Source organism: Micromonospora sp. RV43 (assembly GCF_001029515.1).
GTDB classification, from domain to species: Bacteria; Actinomycetota; Actinomycetes; order Mycobacteriales; family Micromonosporaceae; genus Micromonospora; species Micromonospora aurantiaca.
Map to the genome: position 1 here is coordinate 1 of NZ_LEKG01000146.1, position 20,447 is coordinate 20,447.

The following is a 20,447-nucleotide window of genomic DNA, read 5'->3' on the forward strand; positions in this document are numbered from 1 at the left end:
ACCGGCGGCGGGTGAGGGCGGCGAGGAGCAGCGCGGCTAGGAGCAGCGCCGTGAGGACGGCGGGGCCTAGCGTGTCGACTGTGCTCACCACTGACTGCTGGATGCGGGCGGCGGTGCGGATGACCGGGTCGGTGAAGGCGTCGTAGCGGCCCTGGGCGAGGCGTACCTCGTACCAGCCGTACCAGGCGACGTAGCCGCCCGCTACCAGCAGCACCAGGCCGCTCAGCCGCGGCACCCACGCGCCCGCGCCGCGCAGCCGCGCCACGACCCGGCCGCGCAGCAGCGCCACGGCGAGCGCGGCCACGCCGACCACGAGCGCCATCCCCAGCGCGTACGCGCCGAACAGCGCCAGGCCGCGCAGCGGCGACCCGGCCCGCAGGCTGGTCACCACGATCGCCAGGAACGGCGCAATCGCGCAGGTCAGCGACGTGAGCGCGTACGCCGCGCCGAACAGCGCCATGGACGGCCAGGTGCGGGTGAGCCGGGGCGCGACACGCAGCGGGCGCGGCGTGGGCAGCTTCCGGCCGGCGAGCAGCCAGCATCCGGCCAGCGCCAGCAGCACGCCGAGCGTCAACGTCAGCCACGGCAGCCGGGGCCGCAGCCAGTCCGCCGCCGGTGCCAGGGCGAGCCCGAACGCGCCGAACACCAGCACGTACCCGAGGGTGAGACCGGCCGTCGCGGTGAGCGCGCGTCCGACCGCGCCGCGCCCGCCGTCGGGGCCGGCGACGAGCAGCGAGAGGTACGCGGGCAGCATCGCGAAGCCGCACGGGTTGACCGCGCCGAGCATGCCCGCGGTGAGCGCGAGCAGCAGCGCGCCGGTCATCCCCGGGCCAGCGTCTCGACCTGCCGGGTCAGTGCCTCGCCGTCCAGGAATCCCTGGTGGACGACCCGGCCGGTGCGGTCCAGGACGACGAACGTGCTCTGCTCGGCCACCTTGAACCGGCGCCACAGCGCGCCCGCCCGGTCGTCGATCTGTGTCGTGCCGCCCAGGTCGAACTCGGTGACGAACGACTTCATCGCCTTCTGCTCGCCGAGTCCGGCGACGCCGACGATGGGGACCGTGTCGCGGTAGGTGGGCGCGATCTCGGCCACCGTCCACGCCTGGCTGGCGCAGGTGGCGCACCAGGGCGCCCAGAACCAGAGCACGACCGGCCGCCCGGCCAGGGCGGCGGCGTCGAACGCCGTACCGTCGAGGGTCTTGCCGGTGAACGACAGCGCGGCCGGCACCGTGGCCGGTGACGCGGACGCCGGCGCGGATGCCGGCCCGGACGGGGACGCGGCGGCCGGGGGTGCCGGTGCGACCGCTCCGGCCCGGTCCCCGGGCTCGGGCCCGGCGGCGCAGGCGGTCGCGGCGGCGAGCGTGGCGGCCAGTACGGCGGCGGCTGTCACACGAGCGGCGGTACGCATCGGCGGCTCCTGGTTCTACTCGGCCCGGACCAGGCGGAGCGCGAGTTCGGGACAGACCTTGACCGCCTTGAGCGCGCCCTCGCGCAGCCACGTCGGCACCGGGGTGGGCGGGAACGCCGGGTAGCCGTTGCCGTCGAGCCGGATGAAGTCGGGTACGACGTGCGCGCACAGCCCGTGGCCGTCGCAGCGCGACCAGTCCAGGGTGAGCTTCTGCGGGTTGGCGTCCGGCGCGCCGGGCAGGCCCATCATGCCCTTGACGCGTTTGCCGCAGCCCTCGCCGGTGGCGTGCAGCCGCAGGTCGTCGGCGAACACCTCCATGGCGGACAGCGCGAACCGGGCGGTGCCGTCCGGGTGGCTGCACGCGCCGCGTCCCTTGACGTCGCCGGCGGCGGCCCGGACCAGCTCGACGGGTGCGCTGCCGGAGACCGCGAGGTCGACCGAGCGGGCCAGGTCGGGCAGGCCCATCTTGCACGGGCCGCACTGCCCGGCGGACTCGCCCGCCAGGTAGCGCACCACCTGCGCGGCCTCGCCGAGCGGGCAGGTGTCGGCGCCGAGCGGCACGATGATGCCGGCGCCGAGCGTGCCGCCCACGGCGGTGAGCCCCTTGCGGGACACCTCGGCCCGCTCGGCGGCCGCCGCGGTGATCCACTTGCCGTGGTAGCCGCCCATCAGGATGCCCGGGCCGGGCGGCACCTCGCACAGGTCGAGGATCTCCCGCAGCGGTGTGCCGGCCGCGCACTCCACAACGGCGGGGCGCTTCGCCGACCCGGTGACTGTGAGCAGCACGGTGCCCGGCTCGTCGTCGGTGCCGAGCGCGGCGTACTCGTACGGGCCGATCCGGGCGGCGACGGCGAGCTGGGAGTACGTCTCGGCGTTCGACAGCAGCGTGGGCAGACCGCCGACGCCGGAGTCGCTGGAGCGCTTCTTCGTGCCGGGCGGGATGTGCGGCAGGCCGTTGATGCCGTTGACCAGCGCGCCGCCCTCACCGGAGATGAACCGGTGCGGCACCGTGACGATGGTGGTCGGCACCGGCATCCGCCGTTCCTGCAACGCCTCGGTCAGCGAGGGCCGGCCCACGTCGTCGTCTGCCACCCCGATCACGATCTCCTCGGCGTCGAGCGCGAACGCGGCGAGCGCGGCGCCGTCCAGGATGAGGTGCGGGGCGCGGGTGAGCAGCACCTTGTCCTTCCAGCTCGCCGGCTCCCCCTCGGTGGCGTTGACCACCACCACGGCGCCGAGGTCCTGCCGTTCGCAGGACTCCAGCACGGCGCGCAGCTTGCGGGCGAACGGGAAGCCCGCGCCGCCCTTGCCCTTGAGGTCGATCGCCTCGGCGAGTCGCAGCAGTGCCGCCGGTTCCATCGGGCCGATCGGGCCGTGCACCTCCTCGTGGGCCAGCAGGTCGAGCCGGCCGAACTCGGCGAACCCGGCGGTCAGGCGGGGCTCGCCGACACAGGCGACCGGCGGGACCGTCGTGCGCGTCACCGGGCCTCACCTCGCAGCCCGGCCCAGTACGCGCCGTCGACCGCGTCCGCGTCGGCCCGCTTGCGACGGCCGGACCGGCTCTCCTTGCCCGCGCGCATCGCCCGGCGGGAGGCGAGGTCGACGAGCGTCGGGGTGTCGTCCACGAACGCCTCGTCGGCGGCGTAGCGGGCCGGCGGGCGCCAGTAGTCCGGCTCCTCCGGCACGTCCTCCTCGTCGCGGTAGCGGCGGCCGGACCCGCTGAGCGGTTCGGCCGAGAGCGGGGTGCCGGAGATCGGGCCGGCCGAGATCGGCTCACCGGAGATCGGGCGGCTCTCCCAGCGGCGCGGGCTGTCCCACGGCTCCTCCGGCTCGTCGGTGGCGCGCGGCGGCGCGGAGTAGCGGGCCACCTCGGCCGCGGTGGCGTACCGGCTGCTGTCCGGGGGTGCGGAGTGGCGGCCGCCGGTGTCCGGCGGCGCCGAGTGCCGGCCGCCGCTCTCCGGCGGAGCCGAGTACCTGGCGACCAGATCCTCGTCGTCGCGGGACCGGCGGCTCACCCGCTCCTCGTTCCGGGACCGGCGGGTCACGCGCTCCTCGTCGTCGCGCCGACGGCGGCGGGACCGCTCGCCGTCGGTCCGGCGGGCCGGCGCCGCCTCCTCGTCCCGGCCGCGGACGACGGGCTCGCGCTCCTCGTCGCGGCGGCGGGCGGGCGCCGCGCGGACCGGCTCGCGCAGCGACCCGGGTTCCGGCACCACGGGTACGGCGAACCGCTCCGGGTCGCGCCGCCGGGCGGTGCCCGCCGGTGCGGTCCAGGTGGCTGTCGCCTCGGCCCAGCGTCCCCGGCCGGCGCCGCTGTCCTCCTTGTCCGCGGCCTTCTTCCGGGTGAGCGCGGCGAACACGCCGGTACGCTCCTCGCCCTTGCCGGCCATCGCCTTGTTGAGCGCGACGGCCTGGTGCTGCTCGCGGCTGCGCTTGCCGAGGTGGACCGAGACGCGGACCAGCAGCGCCATCACCACCAGCACCACGCAGGCGAGGTAGCTCAGCACCACCCAGCCGGCGGCGGGCCGGCCGGCGTTGAGGCCGTGCACGAGCGCGAACGGCCAGGACACGTACGCCATCGAGTGCAGTCCGCGCCAGAACCACTTCGGGCCGACGCCGGCGAACCGGACCCGGATCAGGCCGGTCCAGAGCACGCCCACCATCAGCAGCGCGGCGACGGTGCCGAGCCCGATGTAGAGGCCGCTGCCGCTGATGAACGGCACCACCGCGTCGGTCGGCCCGGCCCGGCCGATCGCGACCTTGGTGATGACGTGGAAGACCAGCCCGGCCACGCCGAGCACGCCGGTGGCGCGGTGCGCCGACTGGAGCAGCACGCGGTGCCGGATGAGCAGCACCAGGCGGTCGGTGGCGAGCAGGCCCAGCATCACGGTGATGCTGAGCGAGACCAGGGCGACCACCCCGGCGAAGAACTCGGTGAAGAAGAATCCGTACGAGTACATGACGCCGCCGGCGCCGGCCAGCTCCACCCCGGCCCACGCGAGGCCGAGCGCGGAGGCGGTCAGCGCCACCATCGCGGACTTCGACATCGTCCGGGCACCACGACTGGTGGTGGTGGTCCGGACGGTCGTCGCCTTCTCGTTCTGCTGTGCCCGGGCCATCTGCTCCTCGATCGTCTCGCGGCGGCGCCCCCACCGGCCGACCCTGCTCCCACCTCAGGTACGGAGGGACGGCGCGGACGGATCACCTCCGGTGGCGAATTTCTCGGCCGGATTCTCGAACCGTCCGGACCGGACGCGCGTGTAGCGCCTGACGCAACGACGGATGCCCATGCGTTGACAGACTTTGCAACAAGCTCGTAACCTTGCCGCAAAATTTCAGGCTGGTTGCAAGAAGCCGGCACTGATACAGGCTCCACTCCCCCGCATCCCCGTACCCCGCAGGAGTCCTGATGCATCGACGCCGATGCCGCGCCGCCGCGCTCGCCCTGGGTCTGGCCGCGAGTCTGCTCGTCCCCCTCACGGCGGCGGCACCCCCGGCCGCCGCCGCCACCCCCGGCGCCAAGAAGGTCATCGTCCAGCTCTTCGAGTGGAACTGGACCTCGGTGGCCGCCGAGTGCACCAGCACGCTGGGCCCGAAGGGCTACGGCTACGTGCAGGTGTCCCCGCCCCAGGAGCACGTCAACAGCAGCCCGTGGTGGGTGTCGTACCAGCCGGTCAGCTACCGGATCGAGTCCCGCAAGGGCACCCGCGCGCAGTTCCAGTCCATGGTGAACACGTGCCACGCCGCGGGCGTCAAGGTGATCGTCGACGCCGTGGTCAACCACATGTCCGGCCAGGAGAACGGCGGCACCGGCTGGGCCGGCTCGTCGTACGGCCACTACAACTACCCGGGCGTCTACTCGGCGCAGGACTTCCACTACTGCGGCCGCAACGGCAACAACGACATCGCCAACTACAACGACCGGTACGAGGTGCAGAACTGCGAGCTGGTCAACCTGGCCGACCTCAAGACCGAGTCGGAGTACGTGCGCGGCCGGCTGGCCGCGTACCTCAACGACCTGCTCTCGCTCGGCGTCGACGGTTTCCGCCTGGACGGCAGCAAGCACATGCCGGCCGCCGACATCGCGGCGATCAAGGCCAAGCTGAACCGCAGCGCGTACCTGGTGCAGGAGGTCATCTACGGCGCCGGTGAGCCGATCCAGCCGACCGAGTACACCGGCAACGGCGACGTGCACGAGTTCCGGTACGGCAAGGACCTGGCCCGGATGTTCAACAACGAGCGCCTCGCGTATCTGCGGAACTTCGGCGAGTCCTGGGGCTACCTGTCGAGCGCGAAGGCGGTGGTCTTCACCGACAACCACGACACCCAGCGCGAGGGCGGCGTGCTCACCTACCGCAACCGCGGCACGTACGCGCTCGCCAACGCGTTCATGCTGGCGTGGCCGTACGGCACCCCGGCGGTGATGTCGAGCTTCACCTACAGCGGCCGGGACCAGGGCCCGCCCGCCGACGGCAGCAACCGGATCACCAACGTCACCTGCTACTCGGGCTGGGAGTGCGAGCACCGCTGGCCGGTCATCGCCAACATGGTCGGCTTCCGCAACGCCACCGAGGGCGCCGGGGTCTCCAACTGGTACGACAACGGCTACCAGCACATCGCGTTCAGCCGTACCGGCAAGGGCTACCTGACGATCAACGACGAGGACAGCGCGGTGAACGGCCGGTCGTACTACACCGGGCTGCCGGCGGGCCGCTACTGCGACGTCATCCACGGCACGTTCAGCAACGGCTCGTGCAGCGGCCCGGTGATCACCGTGGACTCGTCCGGCTGGTTCGCCGCGAACATCGCCGCGCACGACGGAATCGCCATCCACATCGGCGCGAAGCTCAGCTGAGCCACCCGGGCCGCGAAGCCCCCGTACCCGCAGTACCGGGTACGGGGGCTTCCGGTCGGTTACAGTCGGTTTCGTGCTTTTCGACCGGTTCGCCACGCGCCGGCCTCCCGGCTGGCTGATCGCCGCGCTCGCCGTACCGCTGCTGCTCGTCACCGCGCTGCTGGTCGGCCGCGCGCTCACCGCCGCGCCCGCGCGCCAGGCGGCGCCACCCGCCGCCGCGCCACCGGCCACGACCGCCGCGCCGAGCCCGTCGCCGGTGGAGTCGGTGCCGCCCGCCGCGCCGGCACCGGACGACCTGCCGGTGGTCACCTACGACCCGGCGCCGCGCGGCTTCCCGCCCGACCCGGACCCGGCCGACACCCGCCCGCTGAGCGAAGGGCTGCGCCCGAACCGGAACGTGGCCGCCTACGACGCACCGGGCGGCCGTCCGCTGGCGTTCCTCGCGCCGACCATCAGCGGCGTACGGCTCACCGTGCCGATCGTCGACCGCCGCTCCGGCTGGACGGCGGTGCTGCTGCCGTCGGCGAACCGCACCATCGCCTGGCTGCCGTCCGGCGGCTGGACCACCGTGGTGCTGCGCGACCAGATCGTGGTGGAGCGGCGCACCCACCGCCTCACCTGGAGCCGGGACGGGCGCGCGATGCGCACCTGGCCGGTCAGCCTCGGCATGTCCGGGCAGCTCACCCCGTTGGGCCGCACGTTCGTGCTGGGCCGCACCCCGCCCCCGGAGGCCGTCTACGGCGGCGTCGACATCTTCGCCCTCGGCGCGATCCCCGACGACCCGGGCGCGGTGCCGACCGGGCTGCGCGGGGCCCACATCGGCCTGCACAGCTGGTACAACGACGACACGCTCGGCAAGAACGTCACGAACGGCTGCATCCGGCTGACCCGCAGCGCCCAGCGCCTGCTGCTGACCGAGGTCGAGCCGGGCACCGCCTTCGTGGTGGTCGACCGCCTGCCCTGACCGGGCTTGACCTTGTCACTGTGACAAGGTCTTGACTGGTTGGCGGAGGTGGTTCCCATCGACTCGGCAGGCAGGAACCCACAAGACGGGCGGCTGGTCGCCGCGCTGGCCGCGGCAACTTCGTCGACGCGGCTGCACGCGGCTCTGGCCATCGGTACGCACCCGGATCCCGGTCTCGTCGACGTGCTCGTGGCACGGTGCGCGGTCGAGCCGGACTTCTTCGTGCGCGACATGCTCACCTGGGCGCTGACCCGGCTGCCGCCGGAGATCACGGTGCCGAAGCTGCGCGCGGAACTTGGTTCCGCGCGCGCCCAGGCCCGTAGCCAGGCGCTGCACACGCTGTCCAAGATCGGGGACAAGAGCGTATGGCCCGCGATCACGCGAGCGCTGCTGCGCGATGCCGACGACGAGGTCGCCCGGGCCGCCTGGCGCACGGCCGCCGTGCTCGTACCCGATGGGGAGCGGGAGGCGCTGGCCGCGGAGCTCGCCGGGCAGCTCGGTCGCGGGGACCGGGAGGTACGGCTGAGTCTGAGCCGGGCGCTCGTCGCGCTCGGCAACGTGGTCGAGCCGGTCCTGCGGACCGCGATGACACATCACGACCCGGCGGTACGAGCGCATGCGGGCGCCACGGAGCGGATCCTGCACGACCCGGATGCCGGGTTCGACCTCGCCATGGACGAGGCGAAACGGGTCGTCGCGCTCGGGCCGGACCGGAGGGGGGACACCGATGCTGATCGGTGAGGTGGCACGGCGCTCGGGCGTCAGCGCCCGGATGCTCCGGCACTACGACACCCTCGGGCTGGTGCGGCCCACCGGCCGCACCGTCGGTGGCTACCGGGAGTACACCCCGGAGGACATCCGACGGATCTTCCACGTGGAAGGGCTGCGCTCGCTGGGGCTGTCGCTGCGCCAGATCGCCCGTACCCTCGACGATCCCGGCTTCACCCCGGCCGCGCTGGTCGGCGACCTCATCCGGAAGGCCGAGGAACGGCTGCGCCGGGAGCGCGAGTTGCTCGACCGGCTCCGCAAGGTCGACGCGGCCGGTCCCGCCGGCTGGCGGGACGTCGCGCGCATCGTCGAGCTGCTGCACGGACTTGGCTCGCGCGATGCCGCGCGGCGGCAGCAGGCCGTCCTGGCTCCGGCCGAGCACGATTCGGTACCCGCCGAGCTGCTGGCCGAGGCGGTCCTCACCGAATCCGATCCGAACGTCGCCGGGGCGCTTCGGTGGGCCCTCGCGCGGGCCGGCGGTGACGGGGTGGCGAGTCTGTCGTCCGGCCTGGCCTCCGGCGACGTCGAGGTCCGGCGGCGCGCGGTCCGGGCGCTCGCCGAGCTGCCCGGCGACGAGGCGACCGTGATGCTCACCGACGCTCTCGGGAACCCGGACCCGGCGATCCGCAGGCATGCCGCTCTCGCCCTGGGTGCACGGGGCGAGAGCCGAGCCGTGCCGGCACTGGTCGGCATCGTGGTCGAGGGCCCGAACGACGTCGAGGCGGCCGAACTCCTGGGCACGCTGGCCCGGGGGGATGCGGCGTTGGCAGACCGGATCATGGGTGCGCTGGTCGACGAACTCGCCGCCCCCACCGCGGACTCGGCGACGCGGATACGACTGACTCAGGCACTCGCCGACATGCCGGGGACCATCGCGCTGCACACGCTGCGCCAACTGGCCCAGGACGACGACCGGATGGTGGCCCTCGTCGCGTCGGCCCTGGTGAACGTACTCGACTAATGCGAATGCGGCGCGGCCGCCCGGCGCGACGCCGATCAGGCTGTCGCGCCGCCGTCGACCGCGATCGACGCGCCGGTGATGTGCCGTCCGCCGGCGCCCACCAGGTGACTGACAGTCGCCGCCACGTCGTCCGGATCCGCGTACCGGCCGAGGGCGATGTGCGACCGCTGCCCGTCCGCGCCCGCGCTGTCCGCCGGGTTCATGTCGGTGTCGGTCGAGCCGGGCAGGATCAGGTTGACGGTGATCCCACGCGGACCGAGCTCGCGGGCGAGCGCCCGGGTCAGCCCGTTCACGGCGCTCTTGGTCATCGCGTACGCGCTCACCCCGGGTGCCGGGACACGGCTGGCGAAGCTGCTGCCGATGTTGACGATCCGCCCGCCCGCGCCCATGTGGCGTACCGCCGCCTGGGTGACGAGGTAGACCCCGCGCACGTTCACCGCGATCGCCCGGTTCAGGGCCTCGAGGCTGACCGACTCGATCGGCCCACCCGCGAACACCCCGGCGTTGTTGACCAGGATGTCCAACCGCCCCAACTCGGCGACGGTCCGCTCCACGGCGCCGACCACGGCCGTCGCGTCGGTACTGTCCGCATTGATCGCCAGCCCGGTCCGGCCGTACGCCTCGATCTGGCTCACCACGGACTTCGCGCTGTCCTCCGCGGTGCGGTAGGTGAACGCGACGTGGATGCCGTCCTCGGCCAGCCGGCGCGCGACGGCAGCGCCGATACCCCGGCTCCCGCCCGTCACCAGGGCAACCCTGTCGGCAAGTCTGACCGTCATGCCGTCATCCTGACAGTCGACTCAGGACGCTGATCATCCGGGCCACCTGTCCGTGCCCTGTCCGTTCGATCAGACAGGATTGCCGGCACCCAGTCCGGGTACGCGCGGGCCGTCCAGCGGCGAAACGGGGAGACTAGACATGAGCGCACCGACGGGACGGGTCGACACGATCGTGCTCATCCACGGGCTCTGGATGACCTCGCGGAGCTGGGAGCACTGGGCGCAGCGGTACGCCGCGCGCGGCTTCCAGGTGCTCACGCCCGCCTGGCCCGGCATGGACCGCGAGGTGGAGGAGCTGCGGGCCGACCCGGCGCCGATCGCCGCGCAGCGGATCGCCGACATCGCCGACCACTACGAGGCGATCATCAGGGACCTGCCGCGCCCGCCGATCATCATGGGCCACTCGTTCGGCGGCCTGATCGCCCAGTTACTGGCGGACCGCCGCCTCGGCGCCGCGGTGGTCGCCGTGCACCCCGCGCCGGTACGGGGCGTGCTCAAGCTGCCGCCCAGCACGCTGCGCTCCGGGTACTCCATCCTGCACAACCCGGCGAACCGGCACCGCGCCGTGCCGTTCACCCCGGAGGACTTCCGGTACGCCTTCGGCAACACCATCAGCCAGGAGCAGTCCGACGCGGCCTGGGAGCGGTACGCCGTACCGGGCGCCGGGCACGTGCTGTTCGAGGCGGCGTTCGCCAACCTGGACCCGAACTCGGCCACCGAGATCGACAAGAAGCGCAGCGACCGCGCCCCGCTGCTCATCACCGCGGGCGGCGAGGACCACGTGGTGCCCGCATCGCTGGCCACCAGCATCTCCAACCTCTACCGGAGTTCGACGGCGCTCACCGGCTACCGGGAGTTCCCCGGCCGGTCGCACTTCGTCGGCGGCGAACCGGGCTGGGAGGAGGAGGCGGACTTCGCGCTGGAGTGGGCGGTGGAGGCGGCGAACGAGTTCTCCCCGACGGTGGTCGCCGAGGCCCCTCGACGACGCTGACCACGCCCGACACCGCCGCAGACGTATATCAAGAAGCCGAGAAATTGATATCATCGCCTCGTTCGCCTGCTGGACGAGGAGGCACGTCATGTCCCGCACCATTCTCGATGTCGACGACGACCTCCTGGCCGAGGCCGCCGAGATCCTCGGCACGGGCACCAAGAAGGCCACTGTCAACGCCGCGCTGCAGGAAGTGGTCAACCGGGAGAAGCGCCGGGAGTTCGCCGACTGGCTCAAGAGCGGCGGCCTGCCGGACCTCACCGACCCGGGGCAGGCGTCGAAGCCCGAAGCGGCATGACGCGGGAGCGCTACCTCCTCGACAAGTCGGCGCTGGCCCGGTGGCCGAAGCCCGCCGTGGCGCCGGTCCTGGACGAGTTGTCCGATCGCGGTCTGCTGGCGGTCTGCGGCGCCATCGAGATCGAGGTCGTACACAGCGCCCGCTCGGCCAAGGACGCGAAGCGCGCCCGATGGCTGCTCCGCGGTTTCGACTGGCTCGCCATGCCCGACGACATCTGGGATCGTGCGATCGACATCCAGGTGCAGGCGCTGCACAAGGGCAACCACCGCGCGCTCTCGATGGCCGATCTGCTGATCGCCGCGACGGCCGAACGGCATGGCGTGACCGTTCTGCACTACGACGGTGACTTCGACCTGATCACCGCGATCACCGGCCAGCCGACGACGTGGGTCGTCCCGGCCGGGAAGGCCGACTGACCGACTCCGGCCCTCGATGCCGGGTGGGCCGCCGGGAGCAGCGCCGAGGTGTCCAGGACGAGCCCGTTCACGCGCCGGCCGCCCCGTCGCCCCCGAACTGGCGCAGCCACTCACGTTCTCGACCACGGCTCGTGCATATTCCGCTTCCGGTTGCGGGCGTCCGACGCTGCTCCGGCGCATGCTCATCGCGGCCGGAACCGCCGAGAGCACTCACCGTCGTGTCCGGGCCGGAGCAGACACCGCTGCCCGCCGGGCAGCAACCGGTCGCAGAACACCCAGTGGCGGACGCTCTGGTCGTCCTCGGCCGAGACAGTGGTGCCGCCGGGCTCGGTCTGCGGCAGAACGTGGGTCCAGTGCGCCACCACCCGCGCCAGCCGCTGAGCGGAGAGCAGGTCGTTGACGACGACCGGCAGGTGGATCACCCATCGCTCGGTCACCTGTCGTATCCCCGTTCGTTGCGCGCCCGGGCCTGCTCCGACTGCCAGCGGCGCAGCGCGTTCTTGATCCGGTCCGTCTCCCGGCGGCTCTGCGCCAGCGCGTCGTAGACGGCGGCCAGGTCACCGACGACGCGGTCGAGGAACTCCCGGACCTCCTGCGGGTCGAGCCCGCGCCGTCCCAGCGGGGTCGGCCGGAAGCTCCGCTCACGCACCTGCCAGGGACGCAGCGGGTGGTACGCCGACGAGCGGTAGCAGGTCGATCCGAGGACCGACCGCCGGCGACGCCGGACACGCCGGAGGAAGACGCGCATGACAGGACCTGCCTCTCACCATCGAGATCGAACCGTGGAAGGGGTGGGCCCGCCGGCCCGCCCCGCACCGGCGGACCCACCCCGGCACCTGCCACCGCAGCCTTCGACCAGCAGTACGTCAGCAGGGCACAGCGCGTGACCCAGATCGACAGCGCGGTAACCCAGCCGATCTGGCCACTCACTCATCGTGCAGTGAACTGCACCCTTTACGCAACTCCCGATTCGGGAGTGTGTCATTGCGAAGCTCGTCCGGTTCCGCCACACTGACCGGCATGACTGGAAGCCCGACCGTCCGACGTCGACGCCTGGCCGCTGCCCTCCGTCGCCTCCGCGAGCAGACCGGCATGACCGCCGACCAGGCCGCTAAAGAGGTGGGGATCTCGAAGTCGGCGATCAGCCGCATCGAGAACGCCCAGGTGTCCGTCATGCCGCCGGTCGCCCGTGGACTTCTTGAGCTGTACGGGGTGGAGGGCGACGAAGTGGACGCACTCGTCCAGGTCGCACGCGATGCGCGCAAGCGCGGCTGGTGGCAGGCGTACGACGACGTGCTACCTGACTGGTTCGAGGTCTACGTCGGGCTGGAGGCCGAGGCGTCCGAGATCCGCGCGTTCCAACCGCAACTGGTCCCGGGTCTGCTCCAGACCGCCGACTACGCCCGCGCGGTCATCCGCGTCGAGCACCCGGACGCCCCGAACGACGAGGTGGACCGGCGGGTGGAGTTGCGCATGCGCCGACAGGACACCGAGACTCCGCCGAAGCTCTGGGTGGTACTGGACGAAGCCGCACTACGGCGGCCGGTCGGCGGCGCGAAGCTGTTCGCGGCGCAGTTGCGGCGACTGGCCGAGGAGGCCGACCGGCCCGGCCGCACCATTCAGATCCTGACCTTCGGCGCGGGCGAGTACGGGTCGATGGGCAGCGCCTTCAGCGTGCTGACCTTCCCCGAGCCGGCCGATCCGGGGGTCGTCTACGTCGAGACCCGCGCGGGTAGCCTCTATCTCGAAGGCCAACAGGTCAGGGAGTACAGCCGCGTCTTCGAGCACCTGGTCGCCACGGCGGCCGGCGCCCGGGAGTCGCACGACCTGATCCTGGGGGCGATCGACGAGCTTTGAGAGGACGGCGCGGGTGGAAGAGGCCAACCAGGCGACGATGACCTGGCGGAAGAGCACCCGTAGCAACGGCTCCGGCGATTGTGTCGAGGTCGCCGACGGCCTGCCCGGCGTGGTCGGACTCCGCGACAGCAAGGACCCCACCGGGCCGGCCCTCGCTTTCCCGCCGAGCAGTTGGATGGCTTTCATCCGGGCCGTCAAGAACGAGACCCTGAGCCGCTGATCGGCTGTCTCGCCGCACAGGAGCGGCATTGTCGGCGTACTGACACTGCGTGCGGCTTCCGGTCAACAACCCGGTTACCGTCCCCTCCATGAGCCACTCGCACGAATTCAGCGTCGACGATGTCGACGTGGCGATCGACTTCGTGATCAGGAACGGCGCGGAGGACCGGGGGCAGACCCTCGTACTCTCGGGTGTTCAATGCCGCGGGCCTTCCCGCGCCGCAGGAACTCCACATGGGCGGCGACCCTCAGCGGGTCACGGAGTTCATGGAGGCGTTTCACAAGCGCTGCGAGGCACGGCAACTACCTCCCTTGGACGCGCTCGTCGTGCACGTCGCCGCCCGCCGAGCGGGATTCCCCGGAGCGGGCTATTTCCGTATCAACGGTCTTGCCGACCCGCTCGCGGACCGCGCCAAACCGGAAGCCGTGACGGCGAGCGTCCGATTCTGGGAGGAGCAGCGAGAGACCTGCAAGCGGTGGGGGGTCAAGAGCCGACGCGGCCATGTGTGAAGCCGTGCAGGCGGCCCCGGTACTCAGACGATGGCCATCGCCACCCGACACGGCATCGACCATGATGGACGACAGGTGCGACGATGCGACGATGATTCGGCTGATCGCAGACGACACCTGGGACGGCCTCGACAGCTATCTGCGCCAGGCCACCCGGAAACGGGCTGCCATCGCCTACATCGGATCGACCGCCGTTCAACTACTCGATCTCGTCGACGGCGACCTGATCATCATGGACGGATCCGACGCGGCGCTCGGCGCGGGCCTCGTCGATCCGGACGTCATCGACGCCTGGCTCGCCGAGGGTGTCGAGGTGCGCTCACTCTGGGGCCTGCATGCCAAGGTGATGCTTCTGGAGGGCAGGCGGACCCGGGCGGTGGTCGGCTCGGCCAATGCCTCGGCCCGCTCCCGCGATCAGCTACGGGAGGCCGCCGTCGTCACCGACGACGAGGGCCTGTGCGCCCAGGTATCCGAACAGTTGGACGTATGGCAGGCCGAAAGCGAGGAGATCGACGCGGAATGGCTCGTGCGCGCCCGAGCTGTTTACCGCCCGCCGGTTGTCGCTTCGCAGCCCCGCTCCCACCGACGCCTGTCCCGACTCTGGGTCGGCAAGGCGGTCAACGAAACGACAGCCCTCCCCGGTAAGGCGGCAGTGGTCGCGGAAAGGCTGGAACAGCGGCACGGACGTGGAACTGTCTTCCCTTGGCGGATGCATCGGGGCGACGAGCTGACCGTTCGCCAGGGAGACGAGGTCGTCATTGTCGACGTCGGCCCGATCGAACAGAAGGCCCGCCGGAATTCCCGGGCGTGGGCACCGGCCAGGGTGGCGCGGGTGGTGACCGAACCTCGACGTCGCCCGGTGGCCCTTCTGGTCTGGTCGCACAGCCAGCCCGAGCCACGCACCTTCGCGCAGGTGGAAGAGGCGGTCCAGGCAGCCGGCGGCAGAATCGATTGGAATAGGCCGTTCGATGCCCATTCCTCCGCAGCAAAGGCTCTCCGCGATCTCTGGCCGATCTCGAATGAACGGCAGTAGTCCCAAGGACACGGCTTCAGGGAGGACCCGGTGCCCACCCATCAGCAGACACACCAAGCCGGCCGCCATCTTGCCGTCGGTCACGCACTTCTACGTGGCTATCGAGCCGAACTCGTCGGCGCGCAGACGTTCATCACCGTGAACGGTCGTCGCGCCGCGGTGATGGTCGCGGGAAAGGGCGCTTGGATGATCGCGGACGTCGGCAAGTTCACCAGCAGCACCATCGGAACGTATGTGCTGGTGGACGTCTCCGGGATTCATCCTCGATTCTTCATCGCGCCCGGCGACGACCTCCGCCGTGATGTGCGGCTACGACACCAGCAGTTCATGGACCGGGTAGGCGTCAGGCCGCGCAACAGCGAGAGCCAGCACACCAAGATCGAGCCGCAGGACGTCGCCCGATGGGAGGACGACTGGGCGGCCTTCGAGCGTGCAGACGGCACGTAGACCCTGGCTGCGACACAGCCCGGTGACGATCCGCTGAATGTCCCTGGTCGGTAACTCGACCCGACGCACTCGACAGGTTGTGCACTGCGCATTCAGCTCAGTCACCGATGGCTTCCAGGCCCGGCCCGCTCGTCCGCCTCGGATGGCGAGACCTGGCGCGGCAATGGCCGGTCCGGTCCCGCCAGCTTCCGCCACAGGAACTCCAGCGTGAGCGTCCAGACGAAGGCGCGCTGCTCGTTGTTCGCCGCCGCGCCGTGCCCGCCCTCGACGCTCTCGTGGTAGGCCACGTCGTGGCCGTGCTCCCGCAGCCGGGCCGCCATCTTGCGGGCGTGCGCGGGATGCACACGGTCGTCTCGGGTCGAGGTCACGAACAGGATCGGCGGGTACGCCTCACCGGTCCGGACGTTGTGGTACGGCGAGTACTCACGCAGGTAGGCCCAGTCCTCCTCACGGTCCGGGTCGCCGTACTCCGCCATCCATGAAGCGCCGGCCAGTAGCCGGTGGTAGCGCCGCATGTCCAGCACGGGCACATGCGCGACGACCGCGCCGAACAGCGCGGGGTAGCGGGTGAGCATCACTCCCATCAGCAGCCCGCCGTTGCTGCCGCCCTCGATGCCCAGCCGCCGGGGCGTGGTGATCCCGCGCGTCACCAGGTCGGCCGCGACCGCCGCGAAATCCTCGTAAGCCCGCAGCCGGTTCTCCCGCAGTGCCGCGCGGTGCCACCGAGGGCCGTACTCGCCGCCGCCCCGGATGTTCGCCACCACGTACGTGCCGCCGCGGACCAGCCAACCCCGGCCGATGACGCCGCTGTAGTTCGGGGTCATCGGGATCTCGTAGCCGCCGTAGCCGGTGAGCAGCGCCGGCCCGCCGGTCGCGTCCGCCTTCCCCACCACGAAGTACGGCACCCGCGTCCCGTCGGAAGAGGTGGCGAAGAACTGGCGCACCGCCAGGCCTTCAGGGTTGAAGAAGGCCGGCTCTCGCTTGAGCGTTTCCACCGGGCCCTCGACCTGCCCGAGTCGCAGCGTCGCCGGTAGCAGGAACCCTTCAGAGGCGAGCAGGTAGGCGTCGCTGTGGTCCGGGTCGGTCTCCACGATCCGGCTGTACTGGCCCACGGGCGGGTCGGCGAGCAGCTCACGCCGCCAGCCCGGCCCGTCGGGCGTCAGCACCTCAAGCCGGCTCCGCACGTCGACAAGGGTCGCCAGGATCAGGTGGCGTCGCGTCCAGGCCCAGCCGCTCAGCGCGGTGCGGTCGTCCGGCCGGAAGAGCACGGTCAGTTCCCGCCCGCCGGCCAGGAACGCGTCGAACCGGGTGGCCAGCAACGCGCCCGCCGGATGCGAAACCCCGCCGACCGTCCACGCCGAGCGCAGCCGGATCAGTAGCCACTCCCCGTGCACGTCCGAGTCGGCGTCCTCCGGCACGTCGATCGGTACCAGTTCGCCGGCCCCGGTCAGCAGGTGCTTCCGTACCCGGTAGAAGTCCAGGCTGCGGCCTACGAAGTCGCGCGCGAAGCCGGGGGTCGGATCGTGCCAGGCGTGGACGCTGACGTCTTCCGCCTGCCCCGCGTGCACGAGGACAGCCTCGGAGAGCGGGGTGCCCCGCCGCCAGCGCTTGACGATCCGCGGATATCCCGACGAGGTCAGCGATCCGGGTCCGAAGTCGGTGCCGACGAAAATGTGGTCGGCGTCGATCCAACAGACGTCGGTCTTCGCCTCGGAGAGCGTAAAGCCGTCCTCGACAAAGTCGCGGCGCACCAGGTCGAACTCCCGTACGACGACCGCGTCCGCGCCACCGCGCGACAGGCTGATCAGGCAGCGCCGGTAGCCGGGGCGCAGCACCGTCACCTGCTGCCAGACCCAGTTTTCGCCCTCCGCGGCTGCGAGGGCGTCCAAGTCGAGCAGCACATCCCACTCCGGCGCCGACCGGCGATACTGGTCGAGGGTGGTCCGCCGCCACACCCCGCGCGGGTGCACCGTGTCGGTCCAGAAGTTGTAGTAGAAGCCGTCCGCACGCCATCCCGGATACGGGATGCGGTCGTGTGCGTCCAACACCTGCCGGATCTCCGTCCGCAGGCTGGCGAACGCCTCACCGTCGGTCAGCGCGGCGGCGGTTTCCGAGTTCCGCTCCCGCACCCACCGCACGGCATCCGCACCCTCAAGCTCCTCCAACCAGAGGTACGGGTCGTCGCCCTCATCAACCTGCGTCGCCACCTTCGCCACTATCCCGATGAGCGGCCCTGATCCAGTCCCAGATGTCAGCATGGCGACTCAGCGGGTAGCCATCAGAGAGGCTGGCCGCCGGTCGACCCGGACGGCGAACACCGGATCGTGCGGGGTCACGGGCCGAGTTAGTCACGCAGGTCGGCCAACGGGACGGGGGTGTCGCCGGCTTCGATACGGGCCAGAGCATCGCGGGCTGCCGAGACGTCTGCGGCGTCCTCGGCTCGCTCGATCGCTTCGGCAAGCTCGGCAGGGACGATGGCCGCCAGGCGCTGCCCCCGGCGGGTGACGTAGGTGATCCGCCCGGTGTAGTACGCGCGCGACACGACATCCGCGAGCCTGTCTCGGGCGTCGGAGATCGGAAGTTCGGCTGCGGGCTCGGCCATATCCCCAACCGTACGACTCGTGCGACTTGTACAAGTCGCGATTGGCCGTCCGTCCGGCCCTGGTGTGCGGGTGGGTGCGCCGGGTATGACGGGAACATGAGGGCGAGTTTCCGTCTGGGTCGAATCGCCGGCGTACCGGTCGGCGTCAACTGGAGTGTCCTGGTCATCTTCGTGCTGATCGCGTGGGCGCTGTCGGCGAGCCTGTTCCCTTCCTCGTACCCCGGTCACTCCCCCGTCGCCTACATCGCGGCCGGCCTGGCCGCCGCTGTGGTCTTCTTCCTCGGCCTGCTGGCCCACGAGGTGGCGCACGCGGTGGTCGCCAAGCGCAACGGCATCGAGGTCGAGGGCATCACGCTGTGGCTGTTCGGCGGCGTCGCCGAGCTGAAGGGCGAGGCGAAGAACCCCGGCGCCGAGCTGCGGATCGCCGGGGTCGGGCCGCTGGTCAGCCTCATCATCGGCGTGTTCTTCGCCGCGATCGCGGTGGCGGTCGCGGTGACGGCCGGGGACGGCCTGCTGCTCGGTGCGCTGTCCTGGCTCGCGGGCATCAACGTGCTGCTGGCGATCTTCAACGTGCTGCCCGCCGCCCCGCTCGACGGCGGGCGGCTGCTGCGCGCGGCGGTCTGGAAGTTCACCGGCGACCGGACCAAGGCGTCTGTGGTGGCGGCCCGCGCAGGCTGGGTGCTCGGTGTCGTGCTGATCGGGCTGGGGCTGTGGCGGTTCTTCACCGGCGCCGGGTTCGGCGGGCTCTGGCTGGCGCTGATCGGCTGGTTCCTGCTCGGGGCCGCCGGCCAGGAGGAACGCGCCGCCCGGATGGGCGACGCGCTGCGCGGCATCCGGGTGGGCGACGTGATGACGCCGCAGCCGCAGACCGCGTCCGGCGACCTCACAGTGGCCGACTTCGTCGACCACTACCTCTTCGCGTACCGGCACTCGGCGCTGCCGCTCACAGTCGACGGCAGGCCGGTCGGTCTGGTCACGCTCGATCGGGTACGCGGCATCGCGGCGGACCGCCGCGCCTCGACCACGCTGGCCGAGGTGTCCTGCCGGGCCGACGAACTGGTGCTCGCCCGCCCGGACGAACAGCTCACCGACCTGCTCCCCCGGCTCAACGAGTGCACCGACGGCCGGGCGCTCGTGGTGGTCGACGACCAGTTGGTCGGCATCGTCTCCCCCAGCGACATCAGCCGGGCGGTCCAGCGTGGCAGCCTCCGCCAGCAGGTGCCGGCCGGGCGGTAACTCAGTCCCGCGGGAAGTAGCGGTCCATCTCGGCGGTGCGGAACTTCCCCTTCGGGTCGAACTCGCGCAGCAGCGCGGCGAAGTCGGCGTGCCGGGGGTACGCGGCGGCGGGATCGCGCTCGAACAGCTTCCCCCAGTGCGGGCGCGGCGCGAACGGGGCGAGCCGCTCCTCCACCTCGGCCAGCACCGGCGCGACAGCCACCGGGTCACCGATCCAGGTGAAGTGCAGCGCCAGCGAGTCGCGCCGGAAGTTCGGGCTGAGCCACAGCTCGTCGGCGGCGACCGTACGCAGCTCGCAGATCTGGAGCACGGCGGCGATCCGGTCGGCGACCGGATCGAGCGCGGCGAGCGCCGCCGACGCGTCGCTGCGGGCCACGTGCCACTCGGACTGCAACTCGTCGCCGCTGCTCGGGATGAAGCCGAGCCGGAAGTGCGGCAGCCGCTCGTGCCACGGCCCCGGCTCACCGAGCTGCGCGGTGCAGTGCTCCGGCGACATGCCGGGCACCGGGTGCCGGGGCGAGTCGGCGGCCACCGTGTCCAGCCAGTCGGCGGGCGGCGGGGCCTGGTCGGCGTACTGCTTGACCCACACCTGGTCGAAGCGCTCCGAGCGCCACGAGGTGAAGACGCTGACGCTGTACGCCGCGTCCAGCGCCTCGTCCAGCGCCGCGCGGGGCAGGCCGAGACGGACGTGCTGGCGCACCGCGTACGTGGGCACCACGTCGAGCGTGAGCCGGGTGACAACGCCCAGCGCGCCCAGGTTGACCACCAGCCCGGCGAACCGCGGGTCACCGCGGTCCACGGTGATCAGGTCGCCGTCGGCGGTGACCAGTTCCAGCGCGGCGACGGCGGCGGCGAGGTTGCGGTTCCGCGCGCCGGACCCGTGGGTGGCGGTGGCGACCGAGCCGGCCACCGAGATGTGCGGCAGCGAGGCGAGGTTCGCCAGCGCGTACCCCTGAGCCTGGAGCGCGGTGGCCAGGTCGCCGTAGCGCAGGCCGGCCGCGACGGTGACCGCGCCGCGGTCGGCGTCGAGCGCGACGGTGGGCGGCAGGCCGTCCAGCGCGACCTGGATGCCGGTGGTGTCGCCGAGCCGGTTGAACGAGTGGCCGG

At 71.8% G+C, this 20,447-nt stretch carries 23 protein-coding genes; 13 read left to right on the top strand and 10 right to left on the bottom strand.

Annotated features, from left to right (window positions below):
* The 4 genes from ABD52_RS27830 to ABD52_RS27845 form a co-directional block, all read right to left on the bottom strand.
* Window positions 1-823: cytochrome c biogenesis CcdA family protein (locus ABD52_RS27830; RefSeq protein WP_047893732.1), on the bottom strand; the 823-nt coding region annotated here is incomplete at its 3' end.
* A complete protein-coding gene (locus ABD52_RS27835; protein ID WP_030271666.1) occupies window positions 820-1,407 on the bottom strand; it encodes a redoxin family protein in 588 nt (195 codons plus the stop codon). The genes ABD52_RS27830 and ABD52_RS27835, both read right to left, overlap by 4 nt.
* Before the next feature lie 15 nt (window positions 1,408-1,422).
* Window positions 1,423-2,889 carry an NADH-quinone oxidoreductase subunit NuoF family protein gene (locus ABD52_RS27840; protein WP_013287862.1) on the bottom strand — a complete coding sequence of 489 codons (1,467 nt, stop codon included), beginning with the start codon at window positions 2,887-2,889 and terminating at the stop codon, window positions 1,423-1,425.
* The gene (locus ABD52_RS27845) at window positions 2,886-4,523 is read right to left on the bottom strand and encodes a hypothetical protein (RefSeq protein ID WP_047893733.1); all 1,638 of its coding nucleotides are present in this window, start codon (window positions 4,521-4,523) and stop codon (window positions 2,886-2,888) included. The genes ABD52_RS27840 and ABD52_RS27845 overlap by 4 nt, the downstream gene beginning before the upstream one ends.
* Before the next feature lie 290 nt (window positions 4,524-4,813).
* On the opposite strand from ABD52_RS27845, the gene ABD52_RS27850 reads away from it, so the two are divergent.
* The 4 genes from ABD52_RS27850 (at window position 4,814) to ABD52_RS27865 (ending at window position 8,952) form a co-directional block, all read left to right on the top strand.
* On the top strand, window positions 4,814-6,259 hold the full coding sequence (locus ABD52_RS27850; RefSeq protein ID WP_047893734.1) for an alpha-amylase family protein: 1,446 nt from the start codon (window positions 4,814-4,816) through the stop codon (window positions 6,257-6,259).
* A gap of 73 nt (window positions 6,260-6,332) precedes the next feature.
* The gene (locus ABD52_RS27855; protein WP_013287865.1) at window positions 6,333-7,223 is read left to right on the top strand and encodes a L,D-transpeptidase; all 891 of its coding nucleotides are present in this window, start codon (window positions 6,333-6,335) and stop codon (window positions 7,221-7,223) included.
* A 48-nt stretch (window positions 7,224-7,271) separates the two neighbouring features.
* Window positions 7,272-7,964 carry a HEAT repeat domain-containing protein gene (locus tag ABD52_RS27860; protein ID WP_235437576.1) on the top strand — a complete coding sequence of 231 codons (693 nt, stop codon included), beginning with the start codon at window positions 7,272-7,274 and terminating at the stop codon, window positions 7,962-7,964.
* Window positions 7,951-8,952, top strand: coding sequence for a HEAT repeat domain-containing protein (locus tag ABD52_RS27865; protein WP_047893735.1), 1,002 nt, complete (start codon window positions 7,951-7,953; stop codon window positions 8,950-8,952). Before ABD52_RS27860 ends, ABD52_RS27865 begins: the two co-directional genes overlap by 14 nt.
* A 35-nt stretch (window positions 8,953-8,987) precedes the next feature.
* Here the strand turns inward: ABD52_RS27865 and ABD52_RS27870 are convergent, their stop codons facing one another.
* Window positions 8,988-9,731: an SDR family NAD(P)-dependent oxidoreductase gene (locus tag ABD52_RS27870; RefSeq protein ID WP_047893736.1), complete on the bottom strand. Its 744-nt coding sequence runs from the start codon at window positions 9,729-9,731 to the stop codon at window positions 8,988-8,990.
* A 139-nt stretch (window positions 9,732-9,870) separates the two neighbouring features.
* On the opposite strand from ABD52_RS27870, the gene ABD52_RS27875 reads away from it, so the two are divergent.
* The 3 genes from ABD52_RS27875 to ABD52_RS27885 all read left to right on the top strand — a co-directional run bounded on the left by ABD52_RS27875 (window position 9,871) and on the right by ABD52_RS27885 (window position 11,436).
* Window positions 9,871-10,722, top strand: a complete 852-nt coding sequence (locus tag ABD52_RS27875) for an alpha/beta hydrolase (RefSeq protein WP_013287867.1) — start codon at window positions 9,871-9,873, stop codon at window positions 10,720-10,722.
* Between the two features lie 88 nt (window positions 10,723-10,810).
* Window positions 10,811-11,020, top strand: coding sequence for a type II toxin-antitoxin system VapB family antitoxin (locus ABD52_RS27880; protein WP_013475596.1), 210 nt, complete (start codon window positions 10,811-10,813; stop codon window positions 11,018-11,020).
* On the top strand, window positions 11,017-11,436 hold the full coding sequence (locus tag ABD52_RS27885; protein ID WP_013475595.1) for a PIN domain nuclease: 420 nt from the start codon (window positions 11,017-11,019) through the stop codon (window positions 11,434-11,436). Before ABD52_RS27880 ends, ABD52_RS27885 begins: the two co-directional genes overlap by 4 nt.
* A gap of 182 nt (window positions 11,437-11,618) precedes the next feature.
* On the opposite strand, the gene ABD52_RS27890 is transcribed toward ABD52_RS27885, so the two are convergent.
* Both ABD52_RS27890 and ABD52_RS27895 read right to left on the bottom strand, forming a co-directional pair.
* Complete coding sequence (locus tag ABD52_RS27890; protein ID WP_047893737.1) at window positions 11,619-11,873, bottom strand: hypothetical protein; 255 nt, start codon at window positions 11,871-11,873, stop codon at window positions 11,619-11,621.
* Window positions 11,870-12,184 carry a DivIVA domain-containing protein gene (locus tag ABD52_RS27895; RefSeq protein ID WP_047893738.1) on the bottom strand — a complete coding sequence of 105 codons (315 nt, stop codon included), beginning with the start codon at window positions 12,182-12,184 and terminating at the stop codon, window positions 11,870-11,872. The genes ABD52_RS27890 and ABD52_RS27895 overlap by 4 nt, the downstream gene beginning before the upstream one ends.
* A gap of 272 nt (window positions 12,185-12,456) precedes the next feature.
* Between ABD52_RS27895 and ABD52_RS27900 the strand changes: the two genes are divergently transcribed.
* From ABD52_RS27900 to ABD52_RS39355, 5 genes are all read left to right on the top strand, one after another.
* A complete protein-coding gene (locus ABD52_RS27900; RefSeq protein WP_047893739.1) occupies window positions 12,457-13,293 on the top strand; it encodes a helix-turn-helix transcriptional regulator in 837 nt (278 codons plus the stop codon).
* A 37-nt stretch (window positions 13,294-13,330) separates the two neighbouring features.
* Window positions 13,331-13,513: a DUF397 domain-containing protein gene (locus tag ABD52_RS27905; protein ID WP_047893746.1), complete on the top strand. Its 183-nt coding sequence runs from the start codon at window positions 13,331-13,333 to the stop codon at window positions 13,511-13,513.
* A 191-nt stretch (window positions 13,514-13,704) separates the two neighbouring features.
* Window positions 13,705-14,022 carry a hypothetical protein gene (locus ABD52_RS27910; RefSeq protein ID WP_047893740.1) on the top strand — a complete coding sequence of 106 codons (318 nt, stop codon included), beginning with the start codon at window positions 13,705-13,707 and terminating at the stop codon, window positions 14,020-14,022.
* A gap of 91 nt (window positions 14,023-14,113) precedes the next feature.
* Complete coding sequence (locus ABD52_RS37645) at window positions 14,114-15,055, top strand: phospholipase D-like domain-containing protein (protein ID WP_161801647.1); 942 nt, start codon at window positions 14,114-14,116, stop codon at window positions 15,053-15,055.
* A 30-nt stretch (window positions 15,056-15,085) separates the two neighbouring features.
* Window positions 15,086-15,502, top strand: a complete 417-nt coding sequence (locus ABD52_RS39355; protein ID WP_141722605.1) for a hypothetical protein — start codon at window positions 15,086-15,088, stop codon at window positions 15,500-15,502.
* Between the two features lie 101 nt (window positions 15,503-15,603).
* Here ABD52_RS39355 and ABD52_RS27925 read toward each other — a convergent pair whose 3' ends face one another.
* Window positions 15,604-17,709, bottom strand: coding sequence for a prolyl oligopeptidase family protein (locus ABD52_RS27925; RefSeq protein WP_235437575.1), 2,106 nt, complete (start codon window positions 17,707-17,709; stop codon window positions 15,604-15,606).
* A 137-nt stretch (window positions 17,710-17,846) separates the two neighbouring features.
* Complete coding sequence (locus ABD52_RS27930; RefSeq protein WP_047893742.1) at window positions 17,847-18,104, bottom strand: type II toxin-antitoxin system prevent-host-death family antitoxin; 258 nt, start codon at window positions 18,102-18,104, stop codon at window positions 17,847-17,849.
* A 96-nt stretch (window positions 18,105-18,200) separates the two neighbouring features.
* Here ABD52_RS27930 and ABD52_RS27935 point away from each other — a divergent pair, with 96 nt between their 5' ends.
* Window positions 18,201-19,340 (top strand): site-2 protease family protein, encoded by a 1,140-nt coding sequence (locus ABD52_RS27935; RefSeq protein WP_047893743.1) that lies wholly within the window; start codon window positions 18,201-18,203, stop codon window positions 19,338-19,340.
* A 1-nt stretch (window position 19,341) separates the two neighbouring features.
* On the opposite strand, the gene ABD52_RS27940 is transcribed toward ABD52_RS27935, so the two are convergent.
* Window positions 19,342-20,447: FAD-binding protein (locus tag ABD52_RS27940; protein ID WP_047893744.1), on the bottom strand; the 1,106-nt coding region annotated here is incomplete at its 5' end.